Origin of the sequence: Chryseobacterium metallicongregator, from assembly GCF_031324065.1 — a bacterium.
Classification (GTDB): Bacteria; Bacteroidota; Bacteroidia; order Flavobacteriales; family Weeksellaceae; genus Chryseobacterium; species Chryseobacterium metallicongregator.
Window position 1 is genome coordinate 203,347 of the sequence record NZ_JAVIXS010000016.1, and the last position, 16,263, is coordinate 219,609.

Genomic DNA, 16,263 nt, shown 5'->3' on the forward strand with positions numbered 1-16,263 from the left:
ATATAAGAAATGAAAATCCCGGTTAATCCGGGATTTTTTGTTTGTCATTTTGATATTGTATCAAAGATTACTGTCATTACATCGTAAAAAGTGTAATTCATTTTTGGATAGTCAAAAGTTGGTTGATTTTCAAAATCATTTCCTTTGCATTCTGATTGGTAGGATCAAGTTCCAATGATTTCTGATAATCGCTTTTTGATAAGGTATATTCTTTTTTGTTAAAATAAGCTTCACCACGGCTGTCATACACATTTCCTGACGTTGGAAACTCATTGACATTTAAGTTAAAAATCTTAAGAGCTGCCTCTGATTGGTTGTCTCTTAGAAATTCATAGCCAAGCTCGTTGAGTTCGTTTTCATTGGAGAAGTTGTAGGCATTGGGATTTTTCTTTTTTAGTTCGTGGTACAACGCAATTCCTTTGTCAATATTTTTTAAACATTCCTTTCTGATGGTTAAGGCAATGGATTCTTTTTGAGGCTCTATGGGATAATTTTTCCATTGGTTCAAACTGGCAATACTTAAAAGAATTTCATCGATGAGTTTAAAATTATTACCGTTGGTCATTACAACCAGACCGTTTCCGTCTTCAACACTTCCAATATAATAACACACAAAACCTTCATTCCCACCACTGTGTCCGAAATATTTTGTGCCTTTGAAATCATTCAGAAACACACCGTAATTATTTTCAATTCTCTTTACAGACATTTGCTTTGATAAAACTTTATTCGATTTGCCTGCTAATGACAATTGTGTTTCGATGATATATTTTGCCAGATCATTGGGGTTTGTCCATAAACCGGCTGCTGCTTTTTCAGGATAAATATGATATTTACCTTTTACCTCATTTCCGTTATTATAAGCTGTTGCAAGTAATTTTTCTTTATCTGAAGAAGGCGGTTGATTGTAAGAACTTTCGTTCATCCCTAACGGAGTCAAAACATTTTTCAACATATAATCTTCATATTTTTCTCCTGTAGTATTTTCAAGAATTAATTGTGAAATGGTTGTTCCCCCTCCTGAATATTGAAATTTAAGGTCGGGCTCAAACGCAGACCGCACCGCAGGAGAATTGGCTGGTTTTTGTCCATCGAGAATTTGTAGTAGAGAAGGTAATTCTTTCCCTTTTTGATACCCTCCGAAACCATGAACAGATAAACCCGCTTTATGGCTCAACAGATTGGCAAGAGAAATTTTTTTACCTTTTGAAACCGAATCGTATGGAAATTTCCAGGTTTTTAAGTAATTATTGATGTCATTGTCCAAGCCTAATTTTCCTTGTTCAACCAATTTTAAAAGACCGAGACTGTTGATAGACTTGCTGATAGATGCGGCCTGAAACAGTGTTTGCTGGGTTGTTTTTCGGTTTTCAGCAACGTCTGCATAGCCATAAGCTTTTGTCCATTCTATCTTATAATCTTTTATGACCGCAATGCTTACTGCATTCATATTGTAGAAAGCCATTCTTTCTTTGAGCGTCCATTTTTTTGTTTTCGATGTATCCCAGCTGAGCAGATTGTCTTCGAATGATTTTATTTTATCCTTCACACTTTGCGCGAAAACATTCAACGATAAAGAAAGCAGTAGGATGAGGTGTATTTTTTTCATTTAGAAATATTTAATTGATTGTGTATGTAATAAGACAATTCAAAAGAGGATGTTATTACATTTTGTACCTGTTTTACTTCCCGTTTCCTTCTCCATTTTTTCTATCATTTTTTAGTTCCACCAAGACTTATTGCTTTTTTATAATTATATAATGCTAAATCATATTCTGATTGGTATAGTAAAGTTCTCCCAGACTATCCAATAGATTATTTTGTCTCGTATAAAAAAGGGGAATCGAAAATGATTCCCCTTTTTTATATTATATATTAAGCCTCAATAAATTCCAAAAGATCTTTATTAATGGTTTCATGCTCTGTAGTAGGCATTCCGTGAGGGAAACCCGGATACGTAATCAGTTTTCCGTTTTTCAATAGTTTTGCGGATTTAATGGCAGAGTTTTCGATGGGAACAATTTGGTCATCTTCTCCGTGAAGAACCAAAACAGGAATATCTACAGCTTTTAAATCTTCAGTAAAGTCAGTCTCGGAAAACGCTTTGATTCCGTCATAATGTGCCACAATTCCACCCATCATTCCTTGTCTCCACCAGTTTCTCTGTATCCCGTCTTTTACATTAGCTCCTTCTCTGTTGTATCCGTAGAAAGGGAAAGTCAAATCAAAATAAAACTGGTTTCTGTTATTCAAAGTCTGTTCTCTGATTCCATCAAAAACTTCCATCGGAACACCGTCAGGATTGTTTTCACTTTTTACCATTATCGGTGGAACGGCACTAATTAAAACTGCTTTTTTTGCTCTTCCGTTAGAATATTTGTGAACGTAACGGATCACTTCACCACCTCCTGTAGAGTGACCAATGTGAACGACATCTTTCAAGTCAAGGAATTCAACCAATTCTGCAGCGTCAGATGCATATTGCTCGATGGTGTGATTGTAAATATTCTGGCTGGAACGACCGTGGCCTCTTCTGTCATGTGAAATCACTCTGTACCCTCTCTGAAGGAAGAAAATTACCTGTGCATCCCAATCGTCTGACGATAATGGCCATCCGTGATGAAACATTAATACAGGTCCTTCTCCCTGGTCTTTATAAAAAATCTCTGTTCCGTCTTTTAATTGTAATGTGCTCATTGTTTTGAATTTTTAATGTTTGGTTAATTTATTTGATAAGTATTTGTTTTCTTATTTCTTCAGCAAATGTAGGGTGGATAAAGCAGGTAGAAATTAATCTAGTTTAATTTCGTACATTTTGATAAATTTTTTTTATTCTGATAGCTATTTCTATCTTCCATTCGCTACACTTATAATGCTGCTTTCAAAATCCGTATCGACCTTCTCTTAAAAAGAGATGCTGTTTTCCAATAAATCAAAACGGTTTCTGAAAATAAATAGTTGCTGATTAAATAAAAAATCAGAGCAGAAATGATCTGCTCTGATTGTATTTTTTACTTACTGATAAATGCCTTCTAAAAACAGCATATACCTTCCGGGCTGAAATTCTCCATATGAAAACAGATAGATCACACCATTCTTTTTCAGATAATGAACTTCTAATCCCTCTTCAGATACATATTTTTCAATAAAAGTATTTTTTACATTGAATTGACTTTCTCTGACGATGGTTTCAAAGCTTTCATCATCTATTTCTTTTTTTAAATCTCTTAACGGACTGTTATAAAAATCAATCAATTTAATTTTTTGATTTTCAATTTCAAAGATTTCTTTTAGGCATTCTTGTTCATCGCCATCAAATAATTTTTGCCTGGTTATTTCGTTTTTTCTGATCATATTTTTTTAGTTTAGATCTAATATATTAATTTACTAAAGGATATGTTCTTTAAGCTTGATTTTAAAATTATTGTGCTTCTGAAATCAATTTTTCTATTAACTTCCAATCTACATTTTCATCAAAATGATCCCAATCTGAAATTTGGTTTGGTCTGTTTTCAGGGGGTAAAGGAGATACATAAAATATACATCGGTAAGCAGTTTCCCTAATATTAACTTCAGTATTTTTATTTTCGAGAATTGAATAAAGTGTTTTCATAACTGATGCTTTATTCTGTTTACGATATGTGTTTGCCCAACTTATCAGGGCATCTGATCGTACGTCGTCATCTTTATCATAAGAAAACATTTCCCATGCTTTATCTCTAAATTCATCCATTCCCCAATAAAAGCACAAAACTCTGATGGATGCACTGCGTGCTTGTTCGTTGGGATCGTCACATATTTTTACAATAGTATTCTTTAACTGATTTTTTTCCTGAGGTGTCCAAGAATATTTTTTTCCGCAATCTATTAACAAATCATATAATTCGTTTCCGTCTGATTCATTTTCAAGTAATTGCTGCATTTCTTTTACATTCATGATATTTGTAATTAATTTTTTATTGTTTTATTTATTTCTTCTTTTAATTTACTTAAATCTTTTAGTAAATCTTCAAATTCTTGATAGTTTAATGGATTTTTAGACATTTGGCTTTTTAAAGCTTTCGTAGCATTTATAATACTGTTCATTGCTTGTTCATTTTCAGCCAGATGATCATAAGGAATTCCATTTGAATCTAAAATTTGCTCTCCTCTTTTCTCCTTAATTACAGCAGCTAAATCATCTGGTGTTAGATTTTTTTTAATACTGTTCCGAGCTTTTTCAAGCTTTCTCTTTAAATCCTGTAAATGATGAGAAAAATCCAAATCCCTCCATTTCTTTAAGAAATTATTTCTATAGTTCTGCCAATCAATTAATCTTTGCAGTTCTTCGGGAGTAAGCGGAGGCTTGTTTTTTCCTGTTGAAGTTAATTGGTCCTCTGGATATCCTGTGGTTTTTACTTTTTCAACCTGAACTACTTCTTCCTTGCTATTGATTGGTGTATTTTCTTCTCCTAAGTCTTTAATTCCTGATGTATGTTCACCTTCTGTAATAACTTTTGACTCAGCTAAAGTAGTGTTTTTTGATGTTTTAGCGATAGGTTTTATATATCCTTCTTTTATTAAATCATTGATAGATACCGGCAGTTCATACTGAATACCTCCACCTTTTTCTCCAAACCAAGGAATGATTTCTCCTTCACTGACTAGAGGTATGTCTTTCAATACTTTATATCTTGTATATGGTTTACTATCTGTGCCTTTAGATAAAGCTCTGTCTGTATAAGGAGTACCGTCTTTTCCTGCAAAGGTTCCTCTATCCTGGAAAACTCCATTTTCATCAATCCATCCGCCGTATCTGTCAAAAATGCTTCCTTCTTTTAAGGTAACCTCTATGGTGCCTGTTGCCCCACGGTTCGGAGGCCAGTTTCCATTGAGATTCTTATCCGTAAACAATTGTTCTAATTGTTTCCAGTTTTTATTTTTAAATAAATCATAAGCCTGTTTTGCAATTTCATCAGATGGGAAACCGGTTTCAACGGATTTTAGGAACTGATTAAAATCGGGTTGTTTGTAAGTATTCTCCAGAGCGTGTACTGCTGGTTTATTACTGATCGTATTTTTAGGAACTTTCCCGCCCGTTAAATTCTCAGGCGTATCAATAAATTCACTATGCTGCTCCGGATTGTAAGGTTTTTTTGAGGTTTGTCTTTTTACCTTTGGCAGTTTCTCCAATTCTCCTCCTTTTAAGTTTTTACTGCTTAGTATTACCAATCCTGCAGTTAATGTTAACTGCCCTAAAATTCCAACAATACCCTCTATTTTTTCCGCTGTAGTCAGGTTTTTATTATCATGAATATCTTGTATGCTTTCTAAACCTTTAGAGGTAATCATCACTGCAGCAGTACCATTAAGGGCAAAATCAGTTAAAATGATATACTGAATCCCTGTTGATGATATTTTTATAATAGAGGATGCCTTAGCGATGCTGGATAATGTGCCTGCCATCCCTAAAAAGCTGGAAGCTATCATAATAACATCTAAAGTCAGGGTTTCGTTGGTTAATGTTCCTTTTTGTACTTTATCAATAATGCTGGCGGTTCCGGAAGTAGCACCTGTGGTACCTGCAGCTATAAATAAGTAAGGAGCAATAGGTGCCATCGGCGTAAATGTGGCTACCAATCCTGCTACTGCAAAACCTAAAGAAGCCCAGCCAGCTCCGGTGGAAAGCGATTCCCAAAATGATGCTCCATCAGTAGTGAAATTCCCTTTTAGAGTAGGATAGCCTAATGTATTGGATGGAATTTCATAAGCCAGAATACCATCCGGATAGGTATTTTTGCTGTCAAATTCTTCAAATAAATCTTTTAAATTATTTCCTTCATAAGTACGCTGATGCTGTACACCTGGAGTAAGATCTGTTAATACATAATTGCTTGGATTCTTTTTGCTTTTTCCTATAAATAAATTGAGTGAAAGGGTTTCTGTAGTTTCCTCGTTGATGGCTACGGCATTAATAGCTAATGCTGTTTGGGGAGCAAGGGTATTAAAGCTTTTGTCAATGTTTTTCTTATATTCTCGGATGTTTTTTAGAGCCTGATAATCATCCTTTGGTAGGATAACCTGTCGGTAAGATGCTTCCTGACCTGTCAGATTATTATTTTTGTCTAATACCAGACAATGAATGGTATAAACTCCTGTAAGTGATCCTAAAAAAGCAGCTGTTGTCTGAGAAGAATTCATACTCCAGCCATCTCTACCGAAATATACTCCTCTTTTATAACCATGTACATTGGCATTTTTAGCATATTCTACACCTAGTAATGCACTTGTCCCATCAAACATTTCTTTAGGGGTATTGATTTCTGCAAACCAGAAATAATGATGATCTTTAGGGATAGGCTTTCCTTTAATTGAATAATAAGACTGCGGAATATGATTAATATCTGCAGAACTTACTCTCGCAGGATTTTCACTATATGTTGCAGATTCAATATAGAAATTCGGATCGCTTTTCTGTTCCTTGAATGCTCCTTTTGAAAGATTGAACTCAATAAAGGCTGCCTGTTGTCTGAAATCTGAATAATTTTGAATTTTATTCTTTTTCAAATCACCAGCTGCCGCCTCTTCAAGGGTCTTAACCTGATATTCTTTGGTATGAGCTCTGAATTCTTTTGTTAGAGTATTTTCTATGATGAAGACAAATGTAAAGTTCCCTGATTGATGGGTATTAATAGAAAACTGGCTGATTACTGTTCCATCCTGTCTGAAAGTTTTAGTATCCTTTCTAAAAGGGTATTCAAACAGATTGTACACTCTGCCGTCATTCCGGATCAATACTTTTCGTACAACTTCTGGTTTTTTACTTCCTTCGGTGGTTATAACAGGTGTTTCATATTGATACGTACAATCAAACTCTATAGGTTGTCCTTCTATGGCATACTTTGTTTTAGGCTTAATCCATGATCCTTTACCTGTGACCACAACTTCCTGCAACAGCTCACCTTCGGGATTTGCTGGCTCTGGCACCAGCTGTGATTGCGGCTCCTCATAGTTTGCATATAATAACCGTATCGCTTTAAATAAGTCTTTGTTGCCTAATTCTTCATATAAATCCTGTACTAATCCTACTTTTCGTTTAGGTTTGTATGTTACATCATAATACTGAATAAGCTCGTATCTTTCTTCATAGGAAAGTTTTTCTAAAGCCATAAAAACTTTATCTTCATCAGTTCCTGAAAAAATTCCCAGTGTTCTGTGCTCAAAGGCTTCGTACAGCATTTTTGCGCGTTCAGAAACAGGAAGACCAACTTCTTTCCGACTGTTTAAGAAATTCAATGCTTCATTCATTTTCAGCAAGGTTTCCCTATTAAGAGTACCGGAAGTATTGATATTATTCTTACGTTGAAAATTGATGATTCCGGTCTTTGTTTCGTTCCAGAAAAGATTCTTATTTTCAGGGGTTTTATGCCCTAATTTATTTAGGGCGTTATGAAGGGTTGAAACATGCTGCCCTTTGTCAAATAATTGAATAACAGATACATTTTTTTCTATTTTATTGAATGCCCTGTTTTTAAATGGGTCGTATGTTATCTGGGTAGCTTCCGTTTTGGCGAGAGATATTTTGCTGTCCTGATCAGTGATTTGCTCGTGCTTATCTTTATCCTCTTTACTATTGGTGTTTTGCTTCCCGGACCTGCCAGCCCTGGGTGCAAATGTTTTTTTATGTCTGCTCATGTTATTGGTTATTAGATGAGTTTTTTATTCTTGTTTTTGTACAAATGGGCTGAGACGGGATTGATTTTTTCCAAAGGCCTTTTCGTTTTCTATCATTAAATAAGTGCTTATTAATGAGTAAGTAATGCTGGTTTCATTACGGTCATGTAATGCCATCGCTACATTTTTCATAATGTTTCGGATATTCGCTCCCGTATAGTTATATTCTTTGGTTAAATATTGTAAAAGATCATTACTTTCAAAAGTTATGTTTTTAGGCAAGTAATGCTCCCAAAGGGCTTTTCTGGTAGTCTCTGTAGGACGTATTACATTCACGGAAACATCTATACGACGCTTGAAAGCATCATCCATATTATTTTCAAAATTGGAAGCAAGGATTGTTAATCCGTCAAATTTTTCTATTCGCTGCAATAGATAGGAGACCTCCTGGTTGGCGTAGCGGTCATGGGCATCTTTTACGTCAGAACGTTTTCCAAACAAAGCGTCAGCTTCATCAAAAAACAGCATACAGTTTTTACCCTGCAGTCTGTTGAATAACACTTCAAGATTTTTCTCCGTTTCACCAATGTATTTGCTCACTACCTGTGAGAGATCTACATGGTACATATCAATACCATAGGTGTTGGCAAGAATTCCTGCAAGCATCGTTTTCCCCGTTCCCGGTGCACCGTAGAATAAAGCAATGAAGCCTGGTTTGAAACTATGCTCATTGGTTTTGAAAAAGCCGTTTTCCAATGCACTGATATAATGTCCGATGGGTTTTATCTGATCTCTCACATTATCTTCCAAAATAATATCTTGCATGGTGAGATCAGATTTGTAAAGCCTGCCGGGAAAGTAAGAACCATGATCCAGCTGTGGTTTCTGCCCTGATAAGAAATAATTGAGATAAGCGGTATCCAATTCAATTTTTCCATGAATAAATTCTGTTGAAGAACGATTGTAAATAATATCATTTTTTAATAGTACACTACCGTTGATGAGTTGTGCACCATACTGTGACCACAGTGATAAATCTTTACCTGCCAGCAAAAAAAGTGCGGTTTGAAAAGTGGGCTTTAAACTGCGGCTGATTCTATCATATTCACCACCTGCTTCAATGGCAAATGCATTGCTGTTTTCTTCTATCTGCACAAATGTTTTCAGGATGGATGGATAATGAGCCGAAGCAATGCCCAGCGCTAAGATGATTCTGTCCAGAACAGTAAGCTGGTGGGCATTTATTGTAATAGAATAAGGAGATTGATCATCTGATTCCGGAGTTTCAGGTATTTCATAGCCAATATTCAACTCTTTCTCATCTTCCAGAAATAATTCTTTGCATCGTTTTTCAATAAGCGATTGCAACCATTTCATTTCTTCATTTAAAGAGTTATGATTGACAGGATTGGCTTGAAATAAAGGATTGGTTACTTCTGTTTTTTCATTAATATTTGTTTTTATTAATGGTGAGTGTTCATGGTTATTAGGAGATTTCATAATCTTATTTTGAATTAATAGGGTTGCAGTGAGGGTATTGTTGATGTAAAATCAGCAACTTCAGAGTATTTGGAAAGCTGTAGAGTATTTAGAAAATGTAACCTGTTATTACCAGTTTACGAATATGAATTTTTTCTGCCAGGGGAGTTTTACGAGGCCAATTCCCCAGGAAAGTTTTTCAAGAAGAATATCCTGTGTCTTTCGTTCTACAATAAGGGTATTATCAGAATCAGTGATAGTTAATTTCCCCGGGCGCTGGAAAAACTCATTTTGTAGTAATGCAGCAGATGATTTTTTCATGGGAGCCCAGTTGTACTGTACACTTTCTATGACATTTTTAGCCTGCGATTTATGCTTGCGTGAAAGTTTAATATGCCTGTTAATGGTTTGATGCATTGGAATATTGCACAGGAATTTTTCAAAAATCATATCATATTCAGGAGCATTTGTTTTTCCGGTGGCGATATAATGCAGTAGATGGGCACACAATTCCGGATCAATGAGCTGCTGGGTTTTAGGATCCAGAAGTTCGCAATGCTCAAACAGGGGTTTGATGAATGGATGGATCAAAATAAGCCCTGCATTTTGAATGTATTGTCCCTCGTTCGGATTTACATCCTCCTGAATGATTACATTTTTTTCCTGAATAGGTTCTATTGAGGTTTCTGCATTTTCAGGTTGATCTGCTGCATTCGTTCTGATGTTTTCAGAAATTTCATTTTCTGTAATAAAGGGGAATATCTTAACTATTGTTTTCCTGTTCTGATGATTGTTTTTTGTTATTGATAAACCAATCTGTTCTATTGTTGAAATTTCTTGTAAAAGATACTCCCGGGGATGATTATTGGATGTATTCAGATACTCTGATATGACATTGAAAACCAAATGCCATATTGCAATTCGATCTGTATGACTCAGTTTCGATAAATGACGTATTGTATCAGTCTTCAGGTTGATGATCAGTTTCTTATTTTTCAAAACTGCCATGCATAATTGTGCAATTTGTTCATTGGAAAACTGATTGATAAGCCGGTTTCGGACATTTTCTTTTGACAAAGCAGAGATGATCCTTTTCTGAAAGCCAGTGGCCGAAATAAGGCGATCAAAAACGGCTGGTTCCAAAATAGACATCGTATTGCTCTCCGAACTCCACCAGGGCATAGTTCCTTTTTCTAAAAAATAGATCAATGTTTTGAGCATTTTTTCCTGATTATCCATCAGATAGGATTTAATATCACTTTCTGTTTCCTGATGGGAAGTTTTAACGGGTTTAGTAATTTCTGACAATTCATCTTTAAAGAGTTCGGCTATTTGATCCTTTAACTCCGTATTTAATGCGCTGCTTTTTACTTCCACACTTAATGCTAAACGGGGAATCTGCAGGGTATGATCAGCCAACTTATATTCTAAAGCCTTGATATGCTTTTCTATTTCCGGGAAAACATCAATAGACAAAAAGCTGTTAATATCGTCTTTTATACGAAGTGCCTTTTCCTTGTTGTTGACGGTAATTTCAAGAAAAACTTTCTGAATGATATGATTTTGTTTCACATTAAATAGGTTTAAATGATACAATATTGGGAATCGTCAAACTGTTCTACTTTTTGTCAAATTCTCCGCCCCAGAAACCTGCAGGACAAAGGCTGAATTTTGATCTCTGCTTGGCACTCAATCTGCATCCGCAGCCTCTTACAAATCCATCTTTTGGACCATCTGTCACTTCCAGAGTCTCTGGATTGAGCCATTTCATTGCGTTGCAATTGTTGCCGTTTTTTAAAGGACATGCATTACAAATTTCTTCCCTTAAAGAGAAAATAGCTTCTTCGTTTTGATCGGCTACACCCAATTTTGAACGTAGTTCATTAAAATGACCGCCAATGATTTCATTGCGTTTACTGAAAAGATTTTTAATGTTCATATGATTAATGTTTTTAAAATTATTGGGTCAAAATTAGAAAGAAGAGATCCTATTTTTCGAATTATAAGGCCGCTCTATTCTGTCTTTGCAGTAAAAGACAAAATCATATCCTAAGGATGCAGATTTATATTTTCTGGAAATTACCGGATGTAAAAAAGCTTATCTTTTTCATCAGGAAAGCCTATGTTTTTTTTGAGAACTTATGCTTTAGACAATCAACCAACCTATTCGGTGATGTACCATTCAAAAAATTTAGGACCACTAAAAACAGCCATTTGATTGAGGAATAATCATAAGTTGAAATACAATGATTTTTTTTCAGAATAAAGCTCAGTTGGCAGACTGAAAATTTGATCATCATGGGAGGCGAAAAATCTTCAGGTTAAAATTTTATTTTTTAATATCGTTTTTAACGTATTTATCTTCAGTGTATTAATGGTGTTGTTTTTAGTTTTCTTTGATAAGAATTAAAATCCTATTTACTGCAAAGACTGTATTGAGCGCCCAAAATATTTGTCTTTTGAGGAGGTGTGATTGTATGTTTGCACCATAATAATTAAGAACAGAAATTATGATTAATAAAGTATTAACAGTTTTAAAAAATCAGCTAAATGCTCCGGATGGTTTGTGGGATCCTAACGTTCCTAACGAAATTGAAATTGCTGTTGTTGATGACATTGCAAAACATGATGACAACACTGAAGGACTTAGTAATAAAGTAGTAATTAGTCTGCTCAATATTGAGGAAGAATCAACATTGAAAAACAGATCAAGGTATCAGCCGGTTGTGGTGGAAAATAATCCGGTCCGATATGATAAGGAAAGTACTCCTGCTTACTTAAATCTATATGTAATGATCGCTGCCAACAGAAGTACGTACAGCAAATCTTTACTGAGTATTTCAAAAGTTATTGAAGTATTTCAAGCCAAGAATGTTCTGGAGTATGTTGACCTTGAGCCTGAAAATAATTTCAGTTTCAGAATTGAACTGCATTCCATTCCTTTTGAACAGCTAAGTTACGTCTGGGGTTTATTAGGCGGAAAAATAATGCCTTCTGCTTTATATAAAATAAGTGTGATAAAAATTGCAGCTAAGGAAGTAGTTCCTGTTAAATTAATTAATGACATTAATATACAGAGTATTAAAGTTGATTAATCATAAAAGCAAAAAACTAAAAAACTAAAAACTAATAACCCTTTAAACTTTTAAACATGTTAAATCCAGCAACACCAGGTGTTTCTGTTGAAGAAATTACGAAACTTCCATACTCAGTTGCCTACATAGAAACGGCTATGCCAGCATTTATCGGGTATACCGAACTACTCCCTGTTGGGTATAATGAGCCCTTCATCATCCGTTCTCTTTTAGAATATGAGCAATATTTTGGAAAAGCAAAAGAAGAAAATATCCAGCTACAGGATGTAGAAGGCAAAGGAGCAACTATTGTAGCACCTCAGGTACAATTTTTAATGTATTATTCACTGCAAATGTATTTTGCCAATGGCGGTGGACCGTGTTATATCATTTCTGTAGGGGATTATACATCAGCACAAGTACAATTATCCTCATTGGAAACGGGACTGGCTAAAATCGATCATAAAAAAATTAAAGAACCGATTCTTATTATTTTCCCTGATGCTATTTCGCTTACCAATGAATCTGAATTTTATAGTATTTACAATCAGGCTATTGATAAAGCTAAAGATGAGACTAAAAACAGATTTGTTATACTGGATACCTATTACGGAAATTCTGTTATCCAATCAAACAATTTTACCACGATTGAATCTTTTAGAAGTGAAGTAAACCCGACTAATCATGCTGCAGCTTACTTTCCTCACTTAAAAACCATTTTGAATTATACTTTTGATGAGACTAAAACACCTATAGTACATGCCGGTTTACAAAAAGCAGGACAAGGAAGTGCTCTTTTTTATGCTGGGGAGACTGCTGCTTTAGATGAATTAAAAAGTTTGGCGAGTGCCGAAATCTCAACCGGGTCTGCGGATGCTTACGTCCTTGCCGATTTATTAGGTCAGGCTATTGCGATAGCAGAAGAAGTGAATGAAAATGCTGATGCGGGTGATAAAAAAAATGCTTTAACCGTAGCAATTTCTGAAGCACAGATTGTATTAGAAGCCATTTATGACGGAACAATAGATGATTTTATGATCCCTGATGGCTCAGATGAAAATGCACCTGGTTTCACTGAAGAGTTTACTGATTTAAAAACGGCAATTCTCGAGGTAAAAGACGAAAAAGGAGATGCAGACGGGATTACACTTAAAAATCTGGAATCATCCAATTCGGCATTATACAATCAGGTGAAAAAAGAAATGCAGTCGTTAAAAGTTGTTTTACCGCCATCATCAGCAATAGCAGGAGCATACGGCAGAATAGACAGTACAAGAGGAGTGTGGAAAGCTCCGGCAAATATCAATATCAGCCATGTCATTACCCCGACAGAAAAAATTTCAGATCAGGAACAGGCTACTTTAAACATAGATGCTTTAGGGAAATCAATCAATGCGATCAGAACTTTTACAGGAAAAGGTACTTTAATCTGGGGAGCCAGAACCCTTGAAGGAAAAGATAAAAATGATGAAGGGAAAGATAACGAATGGAAGTATGTACATGTACGCCGCTATTATAATATGATCAGACAATCGGTCAACGATGCCCTCAATAAGTTTATGAATGAGCCCAATATTCCTCACACATGGTTACGGGCAAAAACAATGCTGGAAAATTTTCTTAATCAGCAATGGATGGAGGGTGCATTGGCAGGAAGTACACCGAAAGAAGCTTATGAAGTAACCGTGAAAGGAGTAGAAGGAACTACTATAATGAATGTAGACCTTAAAATAGCATTAGTGCGTCCTGCAGAGTTTATTGTACTCAATTTTTCGCACAAATTGCAACAGTTCTAGAAAGATAAAATCAATAAATCAATCACGAATAAATACCCGAAGTTTTACTTCGAGGAATAATTAATATTAACGTAAAATTTTTTAAAATGAATTACAAAACCCCTGGAGTTTACGTGGAGGAACAAGGAAAATTTCCCCCTTCCGTAGCGCAAGTTGAAACGGCTATCCCTGCTTTTATTGGGTATACAGCGGATGGACCGAAAAATAAACCAACAAGAATTGCTTCGATGTTGGAGTATGAAGAAATTTTTGGAAAAGCAAATCCGGAAATCTTCGCTGTAGCTTTCAAAGATGGTGTTGCAACAGCAATTCCAACCAAGGTAAGCGACTTTAAAATGTATTATGCCATGCAGATGTATTTTGCCAATGGTGGTGGTCCTTGTTATATTGTTTCTGTAGGAGATTATAAAAGTCCAGAGGCTGTAGGTGCTCCTACACCGGCAGAAGCTTTTTTATCCGGTCTTGAATTATTAAAAAAAGAAGACGAACCTACTCTGATCGTTTTTCCGGATCTTCAAAGTTTAGCTCCTTCTGCTGCTGATATTGCTGCTGCTTCTGCTGTTGTTACAACTGTAGTATATGCTAAGAATGTTGCTTCTGCTGCTAAAGGAATTGCAGGTGTTGTTGCAGACGCTGTTGCAGGCGCTAATGTAGATGCTGCTGTTGCTGCTGCCGTTGCTAAGGCAGCTGAGTTTAATGTTGCTAATCCTAACGACTTACAGGTTGCTGGTGCTAAGGGAGGTCAGGCTGTTGTCGCCGCAGTTAAGGTGGCTGCTGCTGTTGCTAATGCTACGGTTGCTACTGTTAAGGCTGCTGCTCAGGCTGTTGCTACTGCTCTTGAAACAGATTTTACTACAGCTTCTACTATGGAGACTGATGCTCTTGCTGCCAGCAGTCTTGTTACTTCCAGAGCTGGTAATTCTGTTGCTATCGGCAAAATCTATGCTTTGTACAATAAAGCTTTAGATCAGGCAGAATTATTAAAAGACAGGTTCGTCATTATGGATATTCTTCAAGACGCTGCTGCTTTTAGAGATAAAGTAACTTCTACAGGTCTGAAATATGGTGCGGCTTATTATCCAAAACTGAAGACTGTTTTAAGCTATGATTTCAAAGATGCCGATGTTTTAGTTACCGGTGCATCTGGTATCACAACTTTAGCCGCATTGAAGATTGCTAATTCTGAAATGTATAATCAGGCTAAACAAGCAATCGAGTCTGCATCAGTAGTACTGGCACCGTCATCAGCAATTGCCGGAGTTTACGCCAAAGCAGACAGTAATTCGGGAGTATGGAAATCACCCGCTAATGTAGGGCTTAGTCTGGTAGATGTACCGGCTGTAAAAATTTCCAATAAAGAACAGGATCTGCTTAATGTAGATGCTACCTCAGGAAAATCAATCAACGCGATCAGAACTTTTGCAGGAAAAGGAACATTAGTTTGGGGAGCAAGAACATTAGACGGAAACAGCAACGAATGGAGATATGTATCTGTACGTAGATTCTTCAACATGGTAGAAGAATCTGTGAAGAAAGCTACAGAACGTTTTGTCTTTGAACCGAATACTGCCAATACATGGACTCGTGTACAGGCTATGATCGAGAATTTCCTTGATCAGCAGTGGAGAGACGGTGCCTTAGCAGGAAGCAAGCCGGAAGAAGCGTATTACGTAAGCGTTGGTCTGCACAAAACAATGTCGGCTCAGGATATTTTAGAAGGAAGAATGAACATCGAAATCGGTATGGCTGCAGTTCGTCCTGCTGAATTTATCGTACTCAATTTTTCACACAAATTACAGGAAGCATAAAATCAATTAAATAACAATTAAAATTAAAAATAAATTATGAGTACATATCCATTAGTAAAGTTTGCCTTTGAAGTAGATTGGGGCGGAACAAAAGTAGGATTTCAGGAAGTCAGCGGTTTAAATGTTGAAGCAGCTTTAATTGAATACAGACATGGCGCAAGTCCTGATTTCAGTAAGATTAAGATGCCTGGAATGAAAACTTTCAGTAACATCACTTTAAAAAGAGGAACTTTTAAAACTGATAACGAATATTTCGACTGGTTCCAAAGTATTCAGCTAAGTACAGTAGAACGCAGATCTATCACGATTTCCCTTTTAGATGAAACAGGAGCTCCTGCAGTAACGTGGAAAGTGAAAAATGCATTCCCGCTTAAATTACAATCAACAGATCTGAAAGCTGAAGGTAATGAGGTGGCTATTGAAACACTGGAAATTGCCCACGAAGGATTAACT

Annotated in this window: 12 protein-coding genes; 4 read left to right on the plus strand and 8 right to left on the minus strand. The window is 35.9% G+C overall.

What is annotated here, in order from left to right; all coding sequences use genetic code 11:
* Window positions 1-97 precede the first annotated feature (97 nt).
* The 8 genes from REB14_RS17500 to REB14_RS17535 form a co-directional block, all read right to left on the minus strand.
* Window positions 98-1,609 carry a serine hydrolase gene (locus REB14_RS17500; RefSeq protein WP_309522843.1) on the minus strand — a complete coding sequence of 504 codons (1,512 nt, stop codon included), beginning with the start codon at window positions 1,607-1,609 and terminating at the stop codon, window positions 98-100.
* A gap of 266 nt (window positions 1,610-1,875) precedes the next feature.
* Entirely contained in the window at window positions 1,876-2,697 is an 822-nt protein-coding gene (locus REB14_RS17505; protein ID WP_309522844.1) for an alpha/beta fold hydrolase, read from the minus strand.
* Between the two features lie 318 nt (window positions 2,698-3,015).
* On the minus strand, window positions 3,016-3,354 hold the full coding sequence (locus tag REB14_RS17510; RefSeq protein ID WP_309522845.1) for a hypothetical protein: 339 nt from the start codon (window positions 3,352-3,354) through the stop codon (window positions 3,016-3,018).
* Window positions 3,355-3,421: 67 nt separating this feature from the next.
* Window positions 3,422-3,937, minus strand: coding sequence for a hypothetical protein (locus tag REB14_RS17515; protein ID WP_062671639.1), 516 nt, complete (start codon window positions 3,935-3,937; stop codon window positions 3,422-3,424).
* An 11-nt stretch (window positions 3,938-3,948) separates the two neighbouring features.
* Window positions 3,949-7,674, minus strand: coding sequence for a glycohydrolase toxin TNT-related protein (locus REB14_RS17520; RefSeq protein WP_309522846.1), 3,726 nt, complete (start codon window positions 7,672-7,674; stop codon window positions 3,949-3,951).
* A gap of 24 nt (window positions 7,675-7,698) precedes the next feature.
* Window positions 7,699-9,153: an ATP-binding protein gene (locus tag REB14_RS17525; protein ID WP_309522847.1), complete on the minus strand. Its 1,455-nt coding sequence runs from the start codon at window positions 9,151-9,153 to the stop codon at window positions 7,699-7,701.
* Window positions 9,154-9,261: 108 nt separating this feature from the next.
* The gene (locus REB14_RS17530; RefSeq protein WP_309522848.1) at window positions 9,262-10,704 is read right to left on the minus strand and encodes a contractile injection system tape measure protein; all 1,443 of its coding nucleotides are present in this window, start codon (window positions 10,702-10,704) and stop codon (window positions 9,262-9,264) included.
* 46 nt (window positions 10,705-10,750) lie between these two features.
* Window positions 10,751-11,071 carry a hypothetical protein gene (locus REB14_RS17535; RefSeq protein ID WP_309522849.1) on the minus strand — a complete coding sequence of 107 codons (321 nt, stop codon included), beginning with the start codon at window positions 11,069-11,071 and terminating at the stop codon, window positions 10,751-10,753.
* Window positions 11,072-11,642: 571 nt separating this feature from the next.
* On the opposite strand from REB14_RS17535, the gene REB14_RS17540 reads away from it, so the two are divergent.
* From REB14_RS17540 to REB14_RS17555, 4 genes are all read left to right on the plus strand, one after another.
* Window positions 11,643-12,227, plus strand: coding sequence for a Pvc16 family protein (locus REB14_RS17540; protein WP_079242312.1), 585 nt, complete (start codon window positions 11,643-11,645; stop codon window positions 12,225-12,227).
* Between the two features lie 56 nt (window positions 12,228-12,283).
* On the plus strand, window positions 12,284-14,002 hold the full coding sequence (locus REB14_RS17545) for a phage tail sheath family protein (protein ID WP_079242311.1): 1,719 nt from the start codon (window positions 12,284-12,286) through the stop codon (window positions 14,000-14,002).
* Between the two features lie 86 nt (window positions 14,003-14,088).
* Entirely contained in the window at window positions 14,089-15,810 is a 1,722-nt protein-coding gene (locus tag REB14_RS17550) for a phage tail sheath family protein (RefSeq protein ID WP_309522850.1), read from the plus strand.
* 36 nt (window positions 15,811-15,846) lie between these two features.
* On the plus strand, window positions 15,847-16,263 hold a 417-nt coding region (locus tag REB14_RS17555), incomplete at its 3' end, for a phage tail protein (protein ID WP_309522851.1).

Excerpts from the sequence above, each read along its gene's own strand:
- REB14_RS17500 (WP_309522843.1), bottom strand. The coding sequence starts at position 1,609 with ATGAAAAAAATACACCTCATCCTACTGCTTTCTTTATCGTTGAATGTT.
- REB14_RS17505 (WP_309522844.1), bottom strand. The coding sequence starts at position 2,697 with ATGAGCACATTACAATTAAAAGACGGAACAGAGATTTTTTATAAAGAC.
- REB14_RS17510 (WP_309522845.1), bottom strand. The coding sequence starts at position 3,354 with ATGATCAGAAAAAACGAAATAACCAGGCAAAAATTATTTGATGGCGAT.
- REB14_RS17515 (WP_062671639.1), bottom strand. The coding sequence starts at position 3,937 with ATGAATGTAAAAGAAATGCAGCAATTACTTGAAAATGAATCAGACGGA.
- REB14_RS17520 (WP_309522846.1), bottom strand. The coding sequence starts at position 7,674 with ATGAGCAGACATAAAAAAACATTTGCACCCAGGGCTGGCAGGTCCGGG.
- REB14_RS17525 (WP_309522847.1), bottom strand. The coding sequence starts at position 9,153 with ATGAAATCTCCTAATAACCATGAACACTCACCATTAATAAAAACAAAT.
- REB14_RS17535 (WP_309522849.1), bottom strand. The coding sequence starts at position 11,071 with ATGAACATTAAAAATCTTTTCAGTAAACGCAATGAAATCATTGGCGGT.
- REB14_RS17540 (WP_079242312.1), top strand. The coding sequence starts at position 11,643 with ATGATTAATAAAGTATTAACAGTTTTAAAAAATCAGCTAAATGCTCCG.
- REB14_RS17545 (WP_079242311.1), top strand. The coding sequence starts at position 12,284 with ATGTTAAATCCAGCAACACCAGGTGTTTCTGTTGAAGAAATTACGAAA.
- REB14_RS17550 (WP_309522850.1), top strand. The coding sequence starts at position 14,089 with ATGAATTACAAAACCCCTGGAGTTTACGTGGAGGAACAAGGAAAATTT.